This is a genomic window from Sphingopyxis fribergensis (genome assembly GCF_000803645.1).
Classification (GTDB): Bacteria; Pseudomonadota; Alphaproteobacteria; order Sphingomonadales; family Sphingomonadaceae; genus Sphingopyxis; species Sphingopyxis fribergensis.
The window spans coordinates 216064-236264 of sequence record NZ_CP009122.1 but is presented as its reverse complement, the minus strand read 5'-3'; the positions used below and the strand labels follow the sequence as shown (position 1 = coordinate 236264).

General features: G+C 60.8%; 21 protein-coding genes. 12 read left to right on the top strand and 9 right to left on the bottom strand.

From position 1 onward, the window contains the following. Positions 1–2031, bottom strand: coding sequence for a phenylacetic acid degradation bifunctional protein PaaZ (gene paaZ / locus SKP52_RS01020; protein ID WP_039570705.1), 2031 nt, complete (start codon positions 2029–2031; stop codon positions 1–3). Positions 2032–2053: 22 nt separating this feature from the next. Beyond that, positions 2054–2845: a 2-(1,2-epoxy-1,2-dihydrophenyl)acetyl-CoA isomerase PaaG gene (paaG, locus tag SKP52_RS01015; protein WP_039570702.1), complete on the bottom strand. Its 792-nt coding sequence runs from the start codon at positions 2843–2845 to the stop codon at positions 2054–2056. A gap of 88 nt (positions 2846–2933) precedes the next feature. Between paaG and paaI the strand changes: the two genes are divergently transcribed. The 12 genes from paaI (at position 2934) to SKP52_RS24380 (ending at position 14185) form a co-directional block, all read left to right on the top strand. After that, on the top strand, positions 2934–3404 hold the full coding sequence (gene paaI, locus SKP52_RS01010) for a hydroxyphenylacetyl-CoA thioesterase PaaI (RefSeq protein WP_228383772.1): 471 nt from the start codon (positions 2934–2936) through the stop codon (positions 3402–3404). Then, on the top strand, positions 3397–4599 hold the full coding sequence (gene pcaF, locus SKP52_RS01005; RefSeq protein WP_039570700.1) for a 3-oxoadipyl-CoA thiolase: 1203 nt from the start codon (positions 3397–3399) through the stop codon (positions 4597–4599). Before paaI ends, pcaF begins: the two co-directional genes overlap by 8 nt. Positions 4600–4664: 65 nt before the next feature. After that, a complete protein-coding gene (gene paaA / locus SKP52_RS01000) occupies positions 4665–5648 on the top strand; it encodes a 1,2-phenylacetyl-CoA epoxidase subunit PaaA (protein ID WP_039570697.1) in 984 nt (327 codons plus the stop codon). A gap of 13 nt (positions 5649–5661) precedes the next feature. Beyond that, positions 5662–5946 carry a 1,2-phenylacetyl-CoA epoxidase subunit PaaB gene (gene paaB / locus SKP52_RS00995; protein ID WP_039570695.1) on the top strand — a complete coding sequence of 95 codons (285 nt, stop codon included), beginning with the start codon at positions 5662–5664 and terminating at the stop codon, positions 5944–5946. After that, complete coding sequence (paaC, locus tag SKP52_RS00990; protein WP_052207692.1) at positions 5946–6716, top strand: 1,2-phenylacetyl-CoA epoxidase subunit PaaC; 771 nt, start codon at positions 5946–5948, stop codon at positions 6714–6716. Before paaB ends, paaC begins: the two co-directional genes overlap by 1 nt. Continuing rightward, the gene (gene paaD, locus SKP52_RS00985; protein ID WP_039570693.1) at positions 6703–7200 is read left to right on the top strand and encodes a 1,2-phenylacetyl-CoA epoxidase subunit PaaD; all 498 of its coding nucleotides are present in this window, start codon (positions 6703–6705) and stop codon (positions 7198–7200) included. Before paaC ends, paaD begins: the two co-directional genes overlap by 14 nt. Positions 7201–7210: 10 nt before the next feature. Beyond that, the gene (gene paaE / locus SKP52_RS00980; protein WP_039570690.1) at positions 7211–8284 is read left to right on the top strand and encodes a 1,2-phenylacetyl-CoA epoxidase subunit PaaE; all 1074 of its coding nucleotides are present in this window, start codon (positions 7211–7213) and stop codon (positions 8282–8284) included. 68 nt (positions 8285–8352) lie between these two features. Further along, positions 8353–8940: a TetR/AcrR family transcriptional regulator gene (locus SKP52_RS00975; protein WP_039570686.1), complete on the top strand. Its 588-nt coding sequence runs from the start codon at positions 8353–8355 to the stop codon at positions 8938–8940. Between the two features lie 984 nt (positions 8941–9924). Then, positions 9925–11028 (top strand): NAD(P)-dependent alcohol dehydrogenase, encoded by a 1104-nt coding sequence (locus SKP52_RS00970; RefSeq protein WP_228383771.1) that lies wholly within the window; start codon positions 9925–9927, stop codon positions 11026–11028. Positions 11029–11057: 29 nt separating this feature from the next. After that, positions 11058–12488 (top strand): coniferyl aldehyde dehydrogenase, encoded by a 1431-nt coding sequence (locus SKP52_RS00965; RefSeq protein WP_039570680.1) that lies wholly within the window; start codon positions 11058–11060, stop codon positions 12486–12488. A 46-nt stretch (positions 12489–12534) separates the two neighbouring features. After that, positions 12535–13194, top strand: coding sequence for an OmpW/AlkL family protein (locus SKP52_RS00960; RefSeq protein WP_052207691.1), 660 nt, complete (start codon positions 12535–12537; stop codon positions 13192–13194). 88 nt (positions 13195–13282) lie between these two features. Continuing rightward, entirely contained in the window at positions 13283–14185 is a 903-nt protein-coding gene (locus SKP52_RS24380; protein ID WP_228383770.1) for an AraC family transcriptional regulator, read from the top strand. 57 nt (positions 14186–14242) lie between these two features. Here SKP52_RS24380 and SKP52_RS00950 read toward each other — a convergent pair whose 3' ends face one another. From SKP52_RS00950 to SKP52_RS00920, 7 genes are read right to left on the bottom strand one after another with little or no spacing between them, the layout of a single operon-like run. After that, complete coding sequence (locus SKP52_RS00950) at positions 14243–14704, bottom strand: hotdog fold thioesterase (RefSeq protein ID WP_081997140.1); 462 nt, start codon at positions 14702–14704, stop codon at positions 14243–14245. Next, positions 14701–15699, bottom strand: coding sequence for an NAD(P)H-dependent flavin oxidoreductase (locus SKP52_RS00945; protein ID WP_052207689.1), 999 nt, complete (start codon positions 15697–15699; stop codon positions 14701–14703). Before SKP52_RS00945 ends, SKP52_RS00950 begins: the two co-directional genes overlap by 4 nt. Continuing rightward, the gene (dmpG, locus tag SKP52_RS00940) at positions 15692–16720 is read right to left on the bottom strand and encodes a 4-hydroxy-2-oxovalerate aldolase (RefSeq protein WP_039570676.1); all 1029 of its coding nucleotides are present in this window, start codon (positions 16718–16720) and stop codon (positions 15692–15694) included. The genes SKP52_RS00945 and dmpG overlap by 8 nt, the downstream gene beginning before the upstream one ends. Continuing rightward, entirely contained in the window at positions 16720–17658 is a 939-nt protein-coding gene (locus SKP52_RS00935) for an acetaldehyde dehydrogenase (acetylating) (RefSeq protein WP_039570673.1), read from the bottom strand. The genes dmpG and SKP52_RS00935 overlap by 1 nt, the downstream gene beginning before the upstream one ends. Positions 17659–17660: 2 nt before the next feature. Beyond that, positions 17661–18437, bottom strand: a complete 777-nt coding sequence (locus SKP52_RS00930; RefSeq protein ID WP_039570670.1) for a 2-keto-4-pentenoate hydratase — start codon at positions 18435–18437, stop codon at positions 17661–17663. Next, positions 18434–19345 (bottom strand): VOC family protein, encoded by a 912-nt coding sequence (locus tag SKP52_RS00925; protein WP_039570667.1) that lies wholly within the window; start codon positions 19343–19345, stop codon positions 18434–18436. Before SKP52_RS00925 ends, SKP52_RS00930 begins: the two co-directional genes overlap by 4 nt. Further along, positions 19342–20106, bottom strand: coding sequence for an alpha/beta fold hydrolase (locus tag SKP52_RS00920; RefSeq protein ID WP_228383769.1), 765 nt, complete (start codon positions 20104–20106; stop codon positions 19342–19344). Before SKP52_RS00920 ends, SKP52_RS00925 begins: the two co-directional genes overlap by 4 nt. Positions 20107–20201 lie beyond the last annotated feature (95 nt).

Below are 20201 nucleotides of genomic sequence, written 5' to 3'. Positions count from 1 at the left end.
TCAGACCGCGTTCATCGTCAGCAGATCATAGGTGGCAACAAGCTCATCGTCCTGGTTGCTGACATCGACATGCCAGCGAACTTCGCCCATTTCCGGAGTCTTGAGGGACTTCGATTTAGCGGTCAGGACCGCCTTCATGCTGTCTCCTGGCTTCAAAGGCTTGACGAAGCGCAGTCCTTCAAGACCGTAATTGGCGAGCACTGGTCCGGGCGCGGGATCGACGAACAGGCCGGCAGCGAACGACAGGATCAGATAGCCATGGGCTACGCGGCCGCCGAAGATCGGACTCTTTGACGCCGCTTCTTCGTCCATATGCGCATAGAATGTGTCGCCGGTGAAGTGCGCGAAATGCTCAATGTCTTCGAGTGTAACGGTCCTTGCCGCGGTACGGATGCCGTAGCCGGGTTCAATTTCCCCGAATGTCAGTCGGAAGGGATGGCGGTCGCCTTCGGCAGTCGGGGCGCCCGGCAACTGCTGATGCACGGCCTTTGACAGTAATGCTGGACCACCCTGCAGCGCGGTGCGCTGCATATAATGTTTCACGCCGCGGATACCTCCCATTTCCTCGCCGCCGCCAGCGCGACCCGGCCCGCCATGAATGAGGACCGGCAGTGGCGAGCCATGACCCGTCGACTCCTTGGCGCAGTCGCGGTCGAGGAAGAGGATGCGACCATGCCAGGCGCCGCCTGTGAGGATCACGTCACGCGCAACGTCCGGGTCGTGTGTCACGACCGATAGCGCGAGTGACCCCATGCCGCGGTTCGCGAGCGCAATTGCATCATCGATGCCGTCATAGGGCATTAGCGTCGATACCGGACCGAAGGCCTCGACCTCGTGGATTGCCGTCGCCTTCCATGGCGTGTCGGTCCGCAGCAGGATGGGCGACATGAAAGCGCCTCCGCTTAGGCCTTCGCCCGTAAGAGGAACATCGTCCGGGCTTCCGAAGACGATCGGCGCTACCTTTGCGAGCTCGGTGATCCTTGAACGGACGTCCAACAACTGGCTGCGACTGGCAAGTGCTCCCATGCGCACGCTTTCGTCGCGCGGGTCACCGACCTTGATCTTGGCGAGACGGGCCGACAGCGCCTCCTGCGCGGCGTTGATCAGGTTGGCAGGCACGAGCGCGCGGCGAATGGCAGTGCATTTCTGCCCGGCCTTCACCGTCATCTCCTTCGCCACTTCCTTGACGAACAGATCGAACTCGGGCGTGTCGGGCGTCGCATCCGGCCCGAGAATTGACGCATTGAGCGAGTCGCGTTCCGCCGTGAACCGAACCGATTCGCGCGCAATGACCGGATGGTTTTGCAACAGCATGGCTGTGCGAGCAGAGCCGGTGAAGGCCACGACATCCTGGGCAGTCAGATGATCGAAAAGATCTCCCGTCTTGCCCGACACAAGTTGCAGCGCACCTGCCGGGAGTACGCCGGATTCGATCATGATCCGGAAAGCGGCCTCGGCGATGTAGCCGGTTGACTGAGCGGGTTTGACGACGGCCGGCACGCCCGCGAGCAGGGTGGGCCCGAGTTTTTCGAGCATTCCCCAGATCGGAAAATTGAAAGCGTTGATGTGAACGGCGACGCCCTGCAACGACGTGTAGACATGCTGCCCGACAAAGGTGCCGGCACGGCCCAGCAATTCGGTGTCGCCGTCGATCAATAGCCGCTCGTTGGGCAGTTCGCGCCGCCCCTTCGATGCATAGGCGAAGAGCGTTCCCGCTCCGCCCTCAATGTCGATCCAACTGTCCGAACGCGTTGCACCGCTGGGGTAGGAAAGCTCGTAAAGTTCCTCCTTTCGCGCCATGACGGCTTGCGCCAGCGCCTTGAGCATCAACGCGCGCTCGTGAAAGGTCATCGCGCGCAGCGCCGGTCCGCCGGTCGCTCGTGCGAAGCGCAACATCGCGCCGAAATCGATCCCATCACTGCCAATCTCGGCGATGATCTCACCGGTGACCGCCGACGCAACGGCCTCACGGCCGCCCGAACTGGTGTACCAATGTCCTTCGGTGTAACTTTGAACGGCACGAACGGCCATGAGATGAACTCCTTCTTGGCCGTCAACGGCCCGTAAATGCTGGCTTGCGTTTCGCCGAGAAGGCGGCAACGCCCTCTGCATAGTCGGCACTTCGACCGAGCCTGCGCATGAGATCGCGTTCGTTGTCGAGCGCAGCGTCGAGTGACTTCAATGAGGATTCCCGCAAGGCCTGCTTGGTCGCGGCGAGCCCGGAAGTGGGCCCGTTCGCAAAACGCGACGCCAGAGCGGCAGCTTCACCGGCAAGGACGTCATCATCGACACAGCGCCAGATGAGGCCCCAGGCTTCCGCCTGTTCCGCAGGCAAGGGATCACCTGTCAGCGCTAAGCCGAGCGCTCGCGCTTGTCCGATCAAACGTGGCAACACCCATGTCCCGCCGGAATCCGGGATGAGGCCAATATTGGCGAAAGACTGGATAAATTTCGCACTGCGAGCGGCAAGAACGATGTCACAGGCAAGTGCGATATTGGCTCCTGCCCCCGCCGCGACGCCGTTCACAGCACAGATGACCGGCATCGGCAGCGACGTAAGACTGCGGATCAAGGGCGCATAATAGCGCTCCACCGAGTCTCCGAGGTCAACCGGCTCGGCGCCCGGTGCAACCGCACGGTCGCCCAGATCCTGCCCGGCGCAAAACCCCCTACCCGCACCCGTGAGCAAAAGCGCACGGATTGATGAGTCGCCGGCCACGCGACCGAGCGCTTCGGCAACCTCCTCGTGCATCTGTACCGTGAAGCTGTTGAGGCGGTCGGGCCGGTTCAGCGTGAGTCGCGCAACGCCGTCCTGCGCTTCGAAAACTATCGTTTGATATGCCATGCATCCTCCGGCGGACATGCTGCCCTTAATTCGCAGAATGACCGGTCGAACTATTATTGGCAAGTCCTAATCGTGCGGCTAAGGTGGAATGATGTTGAACCACAGAAATCTCTCCCGGTCTCCCAGCGAGCATCTCGCCTGGCGGGTCGCCATTGACCTGCTGTCGAAAGAGGGAACCGGGACCGCGTGGGCCCTGACCCTGGAAGCGGCGGATGCAGGAATGAGCCGCGTGTCGATGCGACTGACGTCGGCAATGACGAACGGCCATGGCACTGCTCATGGCGGGATGATCTTCGCGCTTGCCGACTCGGCATTTGCCTACGCCTGCAACTCCCGCAACGTCGCTGCCGTCGCTCAGAGCTGTGCGATTGCGTTCATAGACGCCGGCCACCCAGGGGAACGGCTGGTGGCGGAAGCACGCGAGTTGGCCGTGCGTGGAAGGACAGGCAGCTACGCAATCACTGTATTTGGCGAGGACGGCCGTGTCGTCGCTACCATGCAAGGCCTGAGCCGATCGCTCGGCAGGCCTGTAATCGAAGGACTTCAATCAGATGCCTGAAGCATTTATCTGTGACGCCGCCCGGACGCCAATCGGACGCTATGGCGGAGCATTGGCGCAAGTGCGCGCGGACGACTTGGCCGCCATTCCAATTCGCGCGCTCAAGGAACGCCATCCCCAGATCGACTGGAACGGCATCGACGATGTCGTGCTCGGCTGTGCCAACCAGGCGGGCGAGGACAATCGCGACGTTGCCAGAATGGCCGCCCTACTTGCCGGCCTTGGCGAGGGCGCCCCCGGCACCACGCTCAATCGACTGTGCGGGTCGGGCCTGGATGCGGTGGCTTACGCCGCCCGCGCGATCCGGTCGGGTGATGCGGATCTGATCGTTGCGGGTGGCGTCGAGAGCATGACGCGCGCTCCGTTCGTGACCGGAAAGGCGCAAAGCGCCTTTGCGCGCGAAGCACAGATATTCGACACGACCATCGGCTGGCGCTTCGTCAACCCACTGATGAAGGCGCAATATGGCGTCGATTCGATGCCGGAGACCGCCCAGAACGTCGCGGACGACTTCCAGATCTCGCGCGAGGATCAGGATCGCTTCGCCGTAGAAAGTCAGGCGCGCGCGGCGCGGGCTCAGGAGAACGGCCGCCTCGCGCGCGAGATCGTGCCCGTCACCATCCCGCAGAAGAAGGGCGATCCGATCGTCGTCGACCGCGACGAGCATCCACGCGCAACCAGCATGGAAGCGCTCGCGAAACTCAGGCCGATCGTTCGCCCTGACGGTAGTGTCACCGCGGGCAATGCCAGCGGCGTTAATGACGGCGCTGCAGCCCTGCTGATCGCATCGCAGGCCAGTGTCGAGAAATATAACCTTAATCCGATCGCGCGGATCGTTGGCATGGCCGTCGCCGGCGTCCCGCCCCGGATCATGGGGATCGGGCCTGCACCGGCTACACAGCGACTTCTCGAGCGGATCGGTGTCGCACTCAAGGACATCGACGTCATCGAGCTCAACGAGGCATTCGCTTCGCAAGGCCTCGCTGTCCTGCGCCAACTCGGCCTTCCCGACAACGCGGACCATGTGAATGCAAATGGCGGTGCGATTGCTCTTGGGCATCCACTGGGCATGTCGGGCGCGCGTCTTGCGCAGTCGGCGGCCATCGAAATGGCGGATAGGGGCGCGCGTTACGCACTATGCACGATGTGCATCGGGGTCGGACAGGGCATCGCCATGCTGCTCGCGCAACCTTGATCGCAGTTATTAGTTGACCGAGCGGTCGATTAATAATATCACCATGTTCGAGGAGATTTTGAGCCATGTACACGACCGAATTGCAAAAGGCCGACCCTGGGGTCCGCAGCGTCGAGCCGGCTGATCTTGTCGCGGCGTTCGAGGCGCGCGTCGCCGCGGACGAATTCATCGAGCCCAAGGACTGGATGCCCGAAGCTTACCGCCGGACGCTGATCCGGCAGATCTCGCAACACGCCCACAGCGAAATCGTCGGCATGCTTCCTGAAGGTAACTGGATCACCCGCGCACCTTCCCTCCGCCGCAAAGCCATCCTCCTCGCCAAGGTGCAGGACGAAGGTGGCCACGGTCTCTATCTCTATTCGGCCGCCGAGACACTCGGGGCGAGCCGCGCCGAGATGATCGATGCACTACATGCGGGCAAAGCCAAGTACAGCACGATCTTCAACTATCCGACCCCGACCTGGGCTGACATCGGCGCGATCGGCTGGCTGGTGGACGGTGCGGCCATCATGAACCAGGTGCCCCTCCAGCGGACCTCCTACGGCCCCTATGCACGGGCCATGGTACGGGTGTGCAAGGAGGAGAGCTTCCACCAGCGCCAGGGATATGAAATCATGATGACGTTGGCGGCCGGCACGTCGGCGCAGCGCCGCATGGCACAGGATGCGCTGGACCGCTGGTGGTGGCCTGCCCTGATGATGTTCGGTCCGCCTGACGACCAGTCGCCCAATTCCGAACAATCGATGCGCTGGCGTATCAAGCGCGACACCAATGATGAGTTGCGCCAGAAATTCGTCGACGCAACCGTGCCGCAAGCGGAATTGCTTGGTCTTACGATCCCGGATCCCGACCTACGCTGGAACGAGGCGCGCGGCGGTTATGATTTCGGCGCCATCGAATGGGAGGAGTTCTTTGCCGTCGTTCGTGGTGAAGGTCCCTGCGCCAGGGAGCGGATCGAGGCACGACGCAAGGCATGGGAAGATGGCGCCTGGGTGCGTGAAGCTGCCGATGCCTATGAAATGAAGCGGCGCCAGCGCCTCGCAGCCTGATTGGAACACGACGATGAGTAATGATTGGCCTCTCTGGGAGGTTTTCGTCCGCGCGCGCGGCGGACTGTCCCACAAGCATGTCGGCTCTGTCCACGCGCCCGACGCCGAACTGGCGCTTCGCCATGCTCGGGACACCTATACCCGCCGCATGGAGGGGGTGAGCATCTGGACAGTACGCTCGGCCGACATCGTTGCGTCCGACCCTGGACAAGCCGGCCCTCTTTTCGCGCCGGCCGAGGACAAGGTCTATCGGCATCCGACCTTCTATGACCTGCCCGACGCCGTGAGGCATATGTGATGGACAATGCTGTGATCGTCCGCGAGGCGCATGTGGCCTATCTGATCGGATTGGGCGACGACGCTCTGATCCTGGGTCAGCGCCTGTCCGAATGGTGCGGACACGCGCCCTCGGTCGAAGTCGATTTGTCGCTTGCCAATCTTGGGCTCGACCTGATTGGCCAGGGGACGCTGCTGCTGGCGCATGCCGCTGAGATCGAAAATGGCGGCCGGGATGCTGACGCCCTCGCCTTTCACCGGGACGAACTCGACTTTCTCAATTGCCTGCTGGTCGAGCAACCCAATGGCGATTTCGCCCGCACAATGGCGCGGCAATTTTTTTTCTCGACGTTCCAGAACCTGCTCTACGGGGCGCTGACCGCATCGTCGGATTCCGAACTTGCAGCAATCGCCGCGAAAGCCGTCAAGGAAACCGAATATCATGCAGGCCTCGCGCGCGAGTGGGTAATCCGCTTGGGCGATGGCACCGAGGAAAGCCGTCGGCGCATGATCGATGGCCTGGAATGGAATTGGCGGTTCATCGACGAACTGTTCGTCAATGATGCGGTGGACGAAGCGATGATCGAGACTCGCATCGGCATCGACCGCGCCAAACTTCGCGAGCCTTTCGACCTCATCGTCGCGCAATCACTTGCTGAAGCGAGGCTGGACCTGCCTGCACAGCACCGGCCTGTCACCGGCGGCCGCCAGGGCAAGCACAGCGAACATCTCGGTCACCTGCTTGCAGTGATGCAGCATATCCCACGCAGTTTTCCCGATGCACGCTGGTGACATCTCTTCGCCCAGCTTCGAGGACCGGGTGCGCGATGTCCTGTGCGATGTGCCCGACCCTGAGATCCCCGCAATCTCTGTGGTCGAGTTGGGAATCGTCAGGGCTATAGAACGCTCACCCCCAACTGTCCTGCTCACCCCGACCTATAGCGGCTGTCCCGCCACTCTTGTGATCGAGCAGGCCGTGCGGCACGCTCTGGATCACGCCGGATTCGGTGAAGTCGGCATCCGGACGGTACTCTCGCCGCCATGGACGACCGATTGGATCAGCGACGCGGGCCGTGAAAAACTCAAGGCTTATGGCATTGCGCCGCCGCCACGCGGCGCTTCGATGTCCTCGCTGCGCAATAGGGAGGCAGCAGCGTGTCCCCGATGCGGATCCGCCGCGACCCATGAAGTCAGCCGTTTCGGATCGACGCCATGCAAGGCGCTCTGGCAGTGCGAAGACTGCCTGGAGCCGTTCGACCGCTTCAAATGTCATTAAGGAGAGACCCTTGTCCGTCGCATTTCACGAACTGACCGTCGCCGAGGTTCGGCGCGAGACCGACGACGCCGTCGCGGTTCGCCTCGCTTTGCCGGAAGACTGCGGCGATGCGTTCGCTTTCAGTCCTGGACAACACCTGACCCTTCGACGCTTGTTCGAAAACGACGATGTACGGCGAAATTATTCGATTTGTGCATCGCCAGACGAAGGCGCGCTATGGGTCGCGATCAAGCAGGTTCCCGGCGGGCAGTTCTCATCCTGGGCGAACAGCGAACTCAAGCAGGGTGACCGCCTGGAGGCAATGTCTCCCCATGGCAGCTTTACCTGGAAATTCACGCCTGCGCGCCGCGCACATTATCTTGGTATTGCGGCGGGCTCGGGCATCACGCCGATCCTGTCACTCATCAAGACGATGCTGGCGCAAGAGCCTGAGAGCCGTTTCACCTTGCTTTATGGCAATCGGCACAGCGGCTCAGTGATGTTTCTCGAGACGCTTTCTGCCCTCAAGAACCGCAATATGGGGCGACTTCAGGTCCATCATTTCCTGAGCGGCGAGGAAGAGGATATCGAACTCTTCAACGGTCGTCTTGAAGCTGAGAAACTAGGTGATATTTTCGAGCGGTTGGTTGATCCCTCGACGATCGAGGCAGCATTTCTGTGCGGACCTGGCGCTATGATGGATGCAGCCCAGGCCGCGCTCCTCGCCAAGGATGTGCCCTCATCCTCTATTTTGGCCGAGCGTTTTACGGCCGACAGGCCCGCTGGCAACGCGGAGCAGCGGGCAGCGTTGGAGCGCCAGTCACAGGGTCGCAAGGTCAGCGTCACGCTTGATGGACGCAGGCGCTCGATCAGCTTCGACAGCGCGCGCGGCAGCATCCTGGAAAATGCCCGCGCGGCCGGCATGTCCGCCCCCTATGCCTGTAAAGCAGGTGTCTGCGCGACATGCCGGGCCAAGCTTGTGACCGGAGATGTGCATATGGAAGCGAACTACGGCCTCTCGGCTGACGAAATCGCTCAGGGCTACATCCTTACCTGTCAGGCCATGCCGTTGACCGATGACGTCTCGGTGGACTTCGACGCCTGAGCATCTGCTTGGCCTCGCGCGCGCCCTCTGGCATAGCCGATGAAGAATCTGGCTTTGGAGATATATGCGTGGCGAGGACACAGGCGGCAGACTATGACGACCGGCGCGAAGCGATCGTCGAAATAGCCGCGCGGCTGTACGGTGAAACTGGATTTCTGGGAAGCTCTATCGCAGATCTTGCTAAAGCATCAGGTATCTCGAAGTCGTTATTGTATCATTATTTTTCCTCCAAGGAGGATATACTGTTCGAGATCATGATCGGGCATGTCGAAGCGCTGCGCGCCTCCGCCGATGAGGTTTCTGACCTGCCGGATTCCGCCGATCGTTTAAAGGCCCTGACCCATGGCTTCATGAAGCTCTACGCCAACGCATCCTATCGGCACAAGGTTCTCATCAATGATCTCGACAAGCTACCCGTCGAGCGGAGATCGGCCATCATAGAGGCCGAGAGAAGGCTTCTCGATATTGTTGACGGTATTATTGTCGATCGCGCCACCACACTGGGCAAGAACAAGGGAAAGCGACGAGCTTTGACCATGCTGTATTTTGGCATGATCAATTGGACTCATACCTGGTTTGACCCTGCGGGAGAAATCAATGGAGACCAGCTTGCCGACATGGTCGTCGATCTTTTTCTGAAGGGCCTGCCCAGCTAGGCGGTGTGGGCAGCGACATAGCAGTTAACGCAGCACGAGCCGCAGCCCTTCCTGGGGTAGGCTTGTCCGACCCGTCGGCGTCTCGATGATATCTCTCGGGGAAAGCAGCAACCTGTTCGGCAAGCTTTCGTGCCGGAGTGGGCCTTGCGCAAACGGATCGTTATCGGCACCGTGCGCTTGCCGCCTCCACCCCAGAGGGCCGGCACCTGTGCAGACGCAATGGAATCTGACGGAGTGACACCGCAGAGGTTTCGACCGCACATAAAATATCATACCGATCGACGACATCGGTTGTCCAGTCCCGAGAGGCATCGGGTATTTTGCATCTCGTCTCCGGCAGGCCAATTCAGCCTGTCGATCGTCGAACCACCTTCATCGTGCGAATATTGAGGCCCAGACTCTTTCCCGTGACAGGATCGAGCCATTCCTCTTCGTGGCCCAATCAGCACGGCGGAGGTCAGTTGCATTACAATCTGATCTTCGACCCTTTTGCTTCGGGACAATCCCCAACTCGTGTCGCTCCTTCCTCGCATCCGGAAACGGCAGGATCATTTCGGTCTTCCACCCGGAAAGAAGAGCACGCATGCGCAATTGTCTGCACGCAGGCGCAAACGCGCCATCAATAGAAGCGCTAAGCTGAGGGGCGCTCTTAAGCTGATGGACAGGGGACCGAGCGCGCCGTCACCGTGATGTTCAGGTCAACGACATGAAGCAGTTTGAGAGGATGCTGGCAATGCCAGCTCAACCAATATTTCTGTTGCTGACGACAGCATGGCCTGTCGGGATCGGGCGCGCAATCTATCCGCAATCGCGTGTTTCACGACAGGGTCGGTACATCGAGGATCCTGGCCCGATCAGCAATTGGACATTGGTGACGTAATTCAGGCTCCGCGACAAGCGCCGCCGCATGCCGTGATCGGACTTCGCTGGATAGCGTCATCGAGCCGATATTAGACAAAAATAGATCAAATGGGAGAAGATCGAGTGACCGATATCGTTGCAGCATTGACGCCATGCCATGGCGGCGCATGGGAAATGGCCTCTGCTGAACTAGACGCCCCTCGGGGCGACGAAGTGCTCATCCGGATTGTGGCGACGGGTGTTTGCCATACGGACATGAGCGTGCGCGCCCAGGATCTCCCCACACCTCTCCCAGCCGTGCTGGGCCATGAGGGCGCTGGCGTGATTGAACAGATCGGGCCGGATGTGACGACGCTGGCGGTTGGCGATCATGTCGTTCTCACCATGACCCATTGCGGCAAATGCTCCAACTGCGTGACTGGACACACCGTCTATTGTGACAATGTCATGCCCCTGAATTTCAGTGGCCGTCGGCTCGATGGCAGCCCAACCATCACCTGTCACGGAGAAGCGATCAGCGGAAGCTTCTTCGGCCAATCGTCCTTTGCAACATATGCCCTCGCCAGTGAACGCAATGCGGTTAAGGTGGTCAAGGACGTCGATCTCGCGCTGCTCGGCCCTCTGGGTTGCGGTATCCAGACGGGCGCGGGGACAGTCATCAACGTGCTCCGGCCGGAGGTGGGCAGCTCGATCGCGGTCTTCGGCGCCGGAGCGGTCGGGCTTGCCGCTATCATGGCAGCGTCCGCGGTGGGCTGCACGACGATCATCGCTGTCGACCTGCATGACAATCGGCTTGATCTCGCGAGGCAGGTCGGGGCGAACCATGTGGTGAAAGCCGGAGCTGATACGGTGGAGACCATCCGCGAACTATCGGCGGGGGGCGTCGACTATACGCTGGATACGACCGCTGTGCCTGCGGTGATCCGTCAGAGCGTCGATGTCCTCAAGATGCGGGGGCGCGCGATGCTGGTTGGGGTGCCAAAACCTGGTGCCGAATTCACTCTTTCGGCCATGGACATGCTCTTCGGCAAGTCGATCGGCGGCGCGCTTGAGGGTGAGGCCACGCCCAAGACCTTCATCCCGCACATGATCGCGCTGTGGAAGCAAGGGAAATTCCCCTTCGACAAGCTGATCCGCTTTTATGAGTTCAACCAGATCAATGAAGCCGTTGCCGATAGCGAAAGCGGCAAGACGCTGAAACCCGTGCTCCGCATCGGCGCGCTGTGATCTCTCCATATCTGCCGAGAACCACCGGCATGACCGAAAAGGCCCCGAACATGGACTTCAAGAGCCGGCTCGAAACCATCATCAACCGCCAGCGACACTCCTATATCGCCGATGGATTTCCCTCCGCCGCCATCAGGATCGATCGCCTGAGCCGCGCCATAGCGCTCCTTGTGGAAAACAGGGATGCGGTTGCCGCCGCCCTGTCAGAGGATTTCGGCCACAGAAGCACGATCCAGACGATCATCGCTGACGTCTTTGCCGCTGTTGGCTCGCTACGGCTCGCAAGTGCTCAAGTCGAACGATGGATGCAACCGGAGTTCTACGAGAGTCTCGCTCACGATGCCGAAGCCCGGGTTGAATATCATCCGCTCGGTGTGGTCGGCATTATCGGCCCCTGGAACTTTCCATATAATCTGGTTTTCTCGCCCCTCGCCGGCATTCTTGCCGCGGGCAACCGCGCTGTCGTAAAGCCCTCGGAATTCACGCCGAAATCGTCCGCGCTGATGGGCGATCTGATCGCCCGCTACTTCGCCCCGGAGGAAGTCGCCGTGATTGAAGGCGGTCCGGAGGAGGGAGAGACATTCTCCGGCGCCAAATGGGATCACCTGATTTTCACCGGGTCAACCACGGTCGGCCGGCACGTCATGCGCGCGGCGGCGGCCAATCTCACGCCTGTGACGCTGGAACTTGGCGGAAAATCCCCAGTGATCCTGACGGACCAGTTCGACATGGCCGAGGCGGCTGCGCGTGTGATGACAGTCAAGACCTACAATGCAGGGCAGATCTGTCTCGCACCGGACCATGTCTATGTCCCGCGCGGTACGGAGCGGGCGTTTGTTGATGCATGCGTAGCTGCCACGCGGACAATGTACCCTGATGGCACGCTCTCGGACGATTATACCGCGATTATCAGCGAACGGCACTTTGCCCGCCTTCAACACATCGTGGAAGATGCCCGACAGAAGGGAGCCGAGGTGGTCGAAGTGCTCGCAACGGCACCCGAGGCCAATGATCGCCGGATGACGCCAACGATATTGGTCGGCGTGAACGATGACATGATGGTGATGCAGGAGGAGATCTTCGGCCCGGTCTTGCCGGTGATAGGCTATGATTCACTCGACGCGGTCATCGCGAAGATCCGCTCCGGCCCCTCCCCCCTCGCGCTCTATTATTTCGGCGAGGACGACGCGACCGCGCGTGAAGTCGTCGATGGCACCGCCTCGGGTGGTGTGACGATCAACGACGTTATGGCCCATGTGTTTGTCGAAGGTTTGCCATTTGGCGGGGTCGGCCCCTCCGGTATGGGCGCTTATCACGGCAATGTCGGTTTCCGAACCTTCAGCCACGCACGTTCCATCTATCGACAAAGCAAAGCCACCGAAGCCGTGATGCTGATGCGCGCGCCTTATGGTGAGCAGACCCGTCAGTTTCTGGAGGAGGCACTGCTCAAGGGGCACTGACAACAAGAAAAATCATAGAAGGAGAGGAATATTGAAAAGACTATCAATGATCGCGTCTGCACTTGTCCTCAGCTTGGGCTCCACTGCAGCCGGCGCGCAAAATGCTGATCCCCATGGTGCCAAGGGGCGTGCCTATGTCCGTGTCAGCGTCGCCCATTTCTTCTTTAACGAAAATGCAAAGATCAAGCTGGGCGGCGCGCCTGTCGCGGGAGGCAACGCGACGGTCGAGGACAACACGCCACCCTCGCTGGAGGTGGGCTATTTCATATTGCCGAACATATCCGTTGCGGCGACCATCGGCTTGCCCCCCAAGACCACGCTCAGGGGCGCGGGCACGTTGAGTTCGGCCGGCGACCTGGGAACGGTGACATACGGCCCTGGGGTCTACACGGTGCGCTACCACCTCAATCCCAATGGTCCGATCAGACCGTATGTCGGCGCCGGAGTAAACTGGACGATCATTTTCGATACGGACGATCGTGCGCTGCAAAACTTCAAAACATCCAATACCTTCGGACCCGCCCTCGTCGCTGGCGTCGAGGTGCCATTCAATCAGCGTTTCAGCCTATTCGGTTCAGTGTCTAAGGCATGGGTGTCTACAAATTCGCGTTACAATCTGCCAACACCGGGCGGTTTGGTCCCTGGCACTGCCCGTGTCGCGCTCGACCCGCTCGTCGTGAACGCGGGGCTGCAGGTGAATTTTTAGCAAACCGGTTCTCATGAGACAAAGATCAGCGTCGAACGCAGAGCTGTTCGACGCAAATCTTGCCGCCGCCTTCAAGATACGCTACCGTATGGAAAAGGTGAATCCAGTGGCATCCGACCTCTTTCTGCGTGAATGCGACAGAATTTTTCCCAACCTCGAGATCGACATCGCCGATGATGTCGATCTCGCAGGGAACGTCGTTCAGCGCCGCGTCGCCGGAATGGATGCCATTCGTATCGAGAGCCCGGCTCTGCTCGGTCGTGCAAGCCGGAAGCGCTCTACCCGGCTGCAGGCCCGCTGCAAGATCGTCTGGCAGATGGAGGGGAGTTCGGTTTTTACGAACGACCAGCAGCAGGTATGCCTTTCGGCGGGTGACGCACTCCATGTACCGCTGGGCGAAGCTTATTCCCTGGATGTTCTGACGGGCTATCGGGCTGTCATGCTCGTGATACCTGAGCGCCATACGATACTCGCCTCGCTTCCTTCCGGCCGTGACATACGCTTAATAACCGGCAACAGCGCGATGAAAGCCGCCGGCGCGGTTGTGAGCTGCCTTTTCGACGATGACGACCAGGAGAGCTGTGGTCCGCATCTCCTTCAAGCGGCTTTCGATCTGATCCGTGGACCCCTGTCGAACAGATTGGGGACGATTGCCGAAAGACGTTATGCCCGGCGGGCGCGACATCATATCGAGGCACATCTCGCCGATCGCTACACTCCAAACGATCTTGCCCGCGATATGGGAATGTCTCGCCGTGCACTATATGCCGCCTTGGCAGCGGAAGGAGAAAGTCCCGCCAAGCTCATCCGCCTGGTGCGCCTGGAATCTGCCCGTCGATGTCTGATGGACGACAGTCAACGCGATCTCAGCCTCGGCGAGATCGCGTTGCGCGCAGGTCTCAATGATGGGGCAGCGCTCAGCCGGGCCTTTCGCGCGGAATTCGGGACGACGCCAAGCGCTGTCCGGGACACTGCGGTTTCATTTGCATGAGCATTCGCAGCGAAGCGGAAGGCGTGAGAAATCGGCCGACTTCGCCAGTCCTCGATATCACCCTTTGTTCGCAGGCGCTCCGCGCTCAAGCGGAATAACTGCAAGCGTCACGCGGGATATGCAGACCAGACGGCCGGCATCGTCAGTGATGCGAACCGTCCAGACCTGGGTTATCCGCTGACGAGCCTCTGGCCTCGCCGTCGCCGTCACCCAGCCATCGGCAACCGGCCGCATGTGATTGGCGTTTATCTCCATGCCCACCGCGGTTTCACGCGCGGGATCCAGCGTCAGCAGGCCGGCCACAGAGGCTGTTGTTTCAGCCAACACCACGGATGCGCCTCCATGCAGGCGCCCCAAAGGCTGCACCGTGCGTCGATCAACCGGCATGCGGGCTGTGAGCCAGTCTGGCCCCGCCTCGACGAATTCGATTCCAACATGGGAATTTAAGGACCCTTCACCGAGACGATTGAGCCCGGCAAGATCGACATGCCCCCCATGCCAAATGGCCCCGCTCGTCACCCCGCAACCAAATCCGCTCGGGCCGCCTCGATGTCGTGCGGCCAATCGGTGATCCGCGTGAGGTCGGAGCTGGTCAGACGATATTCTTCCACGAGTTCGTCGACCAATTCGGCAACACTCTGAACTGCGCGCGTGCGACCGACCGAATGCCCCGCTCCCCAGATGTTCTTCCAGGCTTTGGAATCACCATGAAGATTGGAGAAGTCGATCTTCTTTTTAATTTCCAGCATATCCGGGGTGAAGCCGGCAGCATCGAGGCTCTCGCGCATCCAGTTCGATGGGATGCCCGTTACCGCTGTGGTCGTAACAATATCACGCATGGTGGCGCGCACCAGCATCTCACGATTGTCGTCCGAAACGAGACTCTCGCGCGTCGCGATGAAGCGCGTACCCATATAGGCAAAATCGGCCCCGATGGTGAGCGCAGCGCGAATTGCGCGAGCCCCGCCGATCGCACCGCCCAGAATCAGAGGACCATCCCAGAAGCTGCGCACCTCCTCTACGAAGGCAAACGGGCTATAGTGGCCGGTATGGCCGCCGGCACCGCTCGCCACCAAGATCAATCCGTCGGCCCCCGCATCCACCGCCTTGCGCGCCTGATCAGGCGTAATGACGTCCGAGAACACCGCCCCACCATAGGCATGAACCCGTTCCAGGGGGCGTCCAGGGCTACCCAGGGCGGTGACGACTATGCGCGGCTTATATTCGCAGATCAGGTCCAGTTCGGCATCGAACCGCTCGTAGGTCGGATGCACGATCATATTGATGGCCCACATCCCCTCGCGACCGGCTGCCTTGAGCTCCGACGTGATACGCGGGAGCCAGGCGGCGAGATCCTCGATCGTCCGTGCATTGGGCGCCGGAAAGGCGCCTATGATGCCTGCTTTGCCTGCCGCGATGACAAGATCGGGGCCGGAGATGAGGAACATCGGCGCAGCGAACACAGGAAGGCGAAGTTCGCCATAGAGCGTATCGACGAGAGAGCGGTCAGCCATCGGCCTGAACCATATCCAGCGCCACGTCGACGATCATATCCTCCTGGCCACCGACCATCCGTCGACGACCAAGCTCGACGAGGATGGCGCGCGTATCGACACCATAGTCTGCGCTCGCCTTCTCCGCATGACGCAGGAAGGAGGAATAGACGCCGGCATAGCCAAGGGACAATGTCTCACGATCCACGCGGACAGGCCGGTCCTGCAGAGGGCGGACCAGTTCTTCTGCCGCATCCATCAGCTTGTAGAGATCACAGCCGTGCAGCCACCCCTTGCGCTCCGCCGCGGCGATGAACACCTCGAGCGGCGCATTGCCCGCGCCTGCGCCCATGCCGGCCAGGCTCGCATCAATCCTGATCGCGCCCGACTGAACGCCGACAATCGAATTCGCGACACCAAGGCTGAGATTGTGATGCGCATGAATGCCACGCTGAGTTTCGGGCTTGAGCACCCTGTCATACGCTTCGCACCGCGCGCGATAATCGTCCATGTCCATCGCGCCGCCGCTGTCGGTCACATAGACGCAGTGGGCGCCATAATCTTCCATCAGCTTGGCCTGCCGGGCCAGCGCGTCCGGCTCGCTCATATGGCTCATCATGAGGAAGCCCGAAACGTCCATGCCGAGATTGCGGGCTGCCTCGATATGCTGCCTGGAAATGTCGGCCTCGGTGCAGTGCGTCGCGACGCGCACTGAACGCACCCCGAGCTTGTAGGCGTGCTTCAGCTCCTCGATGGTCCCGATCCCAGGGATCAGCAAAGTGGTGAGGACGCTATGCTCGAGCACATCGGCAACTGCCTCGAGCCATTCCCAGTCAGTATGCGCGCCAAAACCATAGTTGAAAGACGAACCATTGAGACCGTCGCCATGGGCGACCTCGATCGCGTCGACTTTCGCCTCGTCAAGGGCCTTGGCGATCTTCTGGACATGGTCGATGCCATATTGATGGCGAATGGCGTGCATGCCGTCGCGCAGCGTGACGTCCTGAATGTAGAGCTTTGTGGTGCACGGATCGAAGCCCATCATGCGGCCTCCTTTTGCAAGCGTCGGGTTGCGATCTTCTCGGCTGTCTTGAGGCCCGCCGACGTCATGATATCAAGATTGCCCGCATAGGCAGGCAGGTAGTGTGCAGCGCCTTCCACCTCTAGATAGACGCTCGTCTTGATCCCCTCGAAACTACCGAGACCGGGAATCTTGACGGGATTGTTGGACCCGAAGCGCTCGAATTGCACTTTCTGTTTGAGGCGATAACCCGGCACATAGGATTGGACCTTCGCAACCATTGCGAGGATCGCAGCTTCGATTTCCGTCTCGTCCGCGCCGGAGGACAGAGTGAAAACGGTATCGCGCATGAGCAGTGGTGGCTCGGCGGGATTGAGGATGATGATCGCTTTGCCCTTGGCAGCACCGCCGACTTCCTCGATACCGCGACTGGTGGTCTCGGTGAACTCGTCGATATTGGCACGCGTCCCGGGGCCCGCGCTCTTCGACGAAATCGATGCGACGATCTCGCCATAATGAACCGTGGCGACCGATGATACCGCAGCAACGATCGGAATCGTCGCTTGCCCCCCACAAGTGACCATATTGACGTTCGAAGCATCGAGATGGGCGTCACCATTGACCACCGGTATGACATAAGGACCAATGGCCGCCGGGGTCAGGTCGATCATGACCTTGCCGGCACCGGTGACGATGTCGCTATGGCGCTTATGGGCTCCCGCCGAAGTTGCGTCAAAAACGACGCCAATTTCAGGCCACACTGGAAGCGCGACCAGGCCGTCGATTCCTTCCGCTGTCGTTGCGACGCCCATCCGAGCGGCTCGCTTGAGACCGTCGGACTCCGGGTCGATTCCGACGAACGCGCCCATTTCAAGGACGTCGGAATTGCGCATGATCTTGATCATCAGGTCGGTACCGATATTGCCCGATCCAATGATTGCTGCCTTCACCTTGGCCATCGTTAATTCCCATACCTGAATGCAACCCTGCCAAGGCCGCCGATTTTCGCTTCCACCCGGTCGCCGGGCTTGAGAGCCACCATGGGGCCAAGTGCCCCGGTCAAGACAATGTCGCCGGCACGAAGCGGATCACCGGCCGCCGCCAATGTGCGGGCGAGCCACGCGGCCGCCTCAAGCGGATGGCCAAGGCAGGCTGCTCCCGCGCCGAGCGAAGCAAGCTGCCCGTTCACTTCGAGCGCCATCCCGCAGGTGTAAAGGTCGAGCCCATCGAGCGGCTTCCTGGTCTCGCCCAGCACGAAAAAGGCGGAAGACCCATTGTCGGCGACCGTATCGGCAAAGCTGATCTTCCAGTCGGCTATGCGGCTGTCGACGATCTCGATGGCCGCAATCGCATGGGCGGTTGCGGCCGCCACGTCAGCGGCCGTCGCATCGGGATGGTCGAAATCCGTGGCGAGCACGATGGCGACTTCGGCTTCGGCCTTTGGCTGCAGGACCTGTTCGGGCGAAAGCAGGCCATCATTGTCGATTGCCATGTCATCGAACAGCACGCCGAAATCCGGCTGATCGACACCCAGTTGCGCTTGCACTGCCTTGGCGGTCAGCCCGACCTTGCGGCCGACGATGCGGCGCCCCTGGTTCGCCCAGAAGCCCGTGTTGATCGCCTGAACGGCGTAAGCGCCGTCCGCATCGGTTGGATCGAGCACATCCCGGAGCGGGTCCAGGGCAGGTCCCGCATAAGCGGCGCGCAGCCGCGCCGCCACATCCTCATAATTGCTCACGCGACGGACTCCAGCTTGGCGGGTTTCGGGGGGCGCTGATAGATGTGGCCCCAGGCCGAGTTGGTGTCATGCGTCAGGACATGCCAACTCTCGTCGTCCACCTCGAGACCGCCCCAGCCATATTCGACGTCGAACCCGGACGGGGTCAGCGGATAAAAGCTCAGCATCTCATCGTTCGAATGGCGCCCCAGCGTAAAGGTCAAATGCCTGCCGCCTTTCATGCAACGATCGAGCGCGCGCCCCACATCGTCGATCGTCGTCACCTCGACCATGAGATGCACGATCTTTTTGGGGATGGGGACAGGCGCGAGGGCGAGCGAGTGATGGCGACCGTTGCAGCGCAGGAAACTGATCTCGATCGGGCGCCCGGGCACGACTTCGGTGTTGATATGATCGGACAAACGGAACCCCAGGGTTTCTGTAAAAAATTCCATCATCGTGGCTTTTTGGCGGCATGCGAGCACAAGATGCCCCAGGCCCTGTCGCCCTGTCTTAAAGCGCGTTCCGGTCGGGCTGACGAATGGATCATTGGTCTTCTGCAAGGGGCCGAAAAAGGCCTCATGGGCATTGCCCTCAGGATCCGTGAAACGAATCAGCGAATGTACGCGCCGGTCCGCCGCAACCGCGGCGTCTGCACGATCGACCGTAACGCCGACCCCCTCCAGTCGCGCAGCAAGCGCTGCCAAGGCCGCGCCATCCTTCACTTCCCATCCGGCATAGGCCAGATCATCCCGCGGCCCGACATGAAGGCGAATTCGCGTGGCATATTGATCGGTCCGCAGATCGATGGTGCCATCATCGCGCGGCACCCATTGAAGCCCAAGCTCCTCCTTCGCAAAGACGCGCCAGGCCGCCAGATCCGAAACCTCGAGCCCGATATAACCGAGCGCCTCGACTTCGCTGCTCATGCACCCGCCCCCAGGTGACGACGCGAGAGTGCTACGAAGGCGTCGAAGCGCTCGGCCTGGACCCAGTGTCCACAGCGACCGAACATATGGAATTCCGCGTTCGGCATCGCACGTCCCAGGCGCAGCCCCATCTCGACGGGAATGACCTTGTCCTCCCGGCCATGCAGAACGAGCGTTTGATGCTCGATGCCCGAAACCACGCCCTCGGGCATACCCGAAAGGGGGGTGTCCCCCTCATCGTTCGGCTTGACGAGGAGCTTGCGCAATCCCTCCTGAGCGCCGGGAATGAGGCTTGCCTGAAAGCGATCCTCGACCAGTTCGTCGGTGATGAACGAGGGATCATAGGGAAAATGCGTCATCGCCGCGCGCATTGCCTCGCGGCTGGGCGTATAATCCCAGCCAGCGCGCAAGCCGGGCGTCATCGTAAACTTGTCGCAAGGTGTGCCCATCAGCACGAGTCGGTCGAACCGGGCGGGATGACGCGCGGCGGCCGCAAGCGCGAGGGAGCCACCGAAGCTATTCCCTACAAGGCTGGCCTTCTCGATCTCGAGCACATCGAGGATCGCGACGAGATGCTTCACCCAAAGCTTGATGTCGTAGGAGAGATCGGGATTGCGCTCGGTGTAACCAAAACCGGCCATATCGGGAGCGACCACACGAAAGTCGGACGCCAGCACGGGCATGACCCGCTTCCAATTGGTCCATGCCGAAACGCCCGGCCCGGAGCCATGAAGAAGCACCACCGGCCGCCCCTCACCCATGTCGTGGACATTCGTTTCGAGGCCAAGCGCGGCAACCGATTTTCCGCGTCCAATTTCGGCGATTTCAGACATCACAATCCTCTCATTGCTGCGAA

What these genes read in the sequence shown, in the direction of transcription:
- paaA (WP_039570697.1), top strand. Translation starts at nt 4,665, where the DNA reads ATGTACACGACCGAATTGCAAAAGGCCGACCCTGGGGTCCGCAGCGTC.
- SKP52_RS24380 (WP_228383770.1), top strand. Translation starts at nt 13,283, where the DNA reads ATGGAAAAGGTGAATCCAGTGGCATCCGACCTCTTTCTGCGTGAATGC.
- paaG (WP_039570702.1), bottom strand. Translation starts at nt 2,845, where the DNA reads ATGGCATATCAAACGATAGTTTTCGAAGCGCAGGACGGCGTTGCGCGA.
- paaZ (WP_039570705.1), bottom strand. Translation starts at nt 2,031, where the DNA reads ATGGCCGTTCGTGCCGTTCAAAGTTACACCGAAGGACATTGGTACACC.
- SKP52_RS00945 (WP_052207689.1), bottom strand. Translation starts at nt 15,699, where the DNA reads ATGGCTGACCGCTCTCTCGTCGATACGCTCTATGGCGAACTTCGCCTT.
- SKP52_RS00920 (WP_228383769.1), bottom strand. Translation starts at nt 20,106, where the DNA reads ATGGGTGAGGGGCGGCCGGTGGTGCTTCTTCATGGCTCCGGGCCGGGC.
- pcaF (WP_039570700.1), top strand. Translation starts at nt 3,397, where the DNA reads ATGCCTGAAGCATTTATCTGTGACGCCGCCCGGACGCCAATCGGACGC.
- paaI (WP_228383772.1), top strand. Translation starts at nt 2,934, where the DNA reads ATGATGTTGAACCACAGAAATCTCTCCCGGTCTCCCAGCGAGCATCTC.
- SKP52_RS00965 (WP_039570680.1), top strand. Translation starts at nt 11,058, where the DNA reads ATGACCGAAAAGGCCCCGAACATGGACTTCAAGAGCCGGCTCGAAACC.
- SKP52_RS00935 (WP_039570673.1), bottom strand. Translation starts at nt 17,658, where the DNA reads ATGGCCAAGGTGAAGGCAGCAATCATTGGATCGGGCAATATCGGTACC.
- SKP52_RS00925 (WP_039570667.1), bottom strand. Translation starts at nt 19,345, where the DNA reads ATGAGCAGCGAAGTCGAGGCGCTCGGTTATATCGGGCTCGAGGTTTCG.
- SKP52_RS00960 (WP_052207691.1), top strand. Translation starts at nt 12,535, where the DNA reads ATGATCGCGTCTGCACTTGTCCTCAGCTTGGGCTCCACTGCAGCCGGC.
- paaB (WP_039570695.1), top strand. Translation starts at nt 5,662, where the DNA reads ATGAGTAATGATTGGCCTCTCTGGGAGGTTTTCGTCCGCGCGCGCGGC.
- paaD (WP_039570693.1), top strand. Translation starts at nt 6,703, where the DNA reads ATGCACGCTGGTGACATCTCTTCGCCCAGCTTCGAGGACCGGGTGCGC.
- paaC (WP_052207692.1), top strand. Translation starts at nt 5,946, where the DNA reads ATGGACAATGCTGTGATCGTCCGCGAGGCGCATGTGGCCTATCTGATC.
- dmpG (WP_039570676.1), bottom strand. Translation starts at nt 16,720, where the DNA reads ATGGGCTTCGATCCGTGCACCACAAAGCTCTACATTCAGGACGTCACG.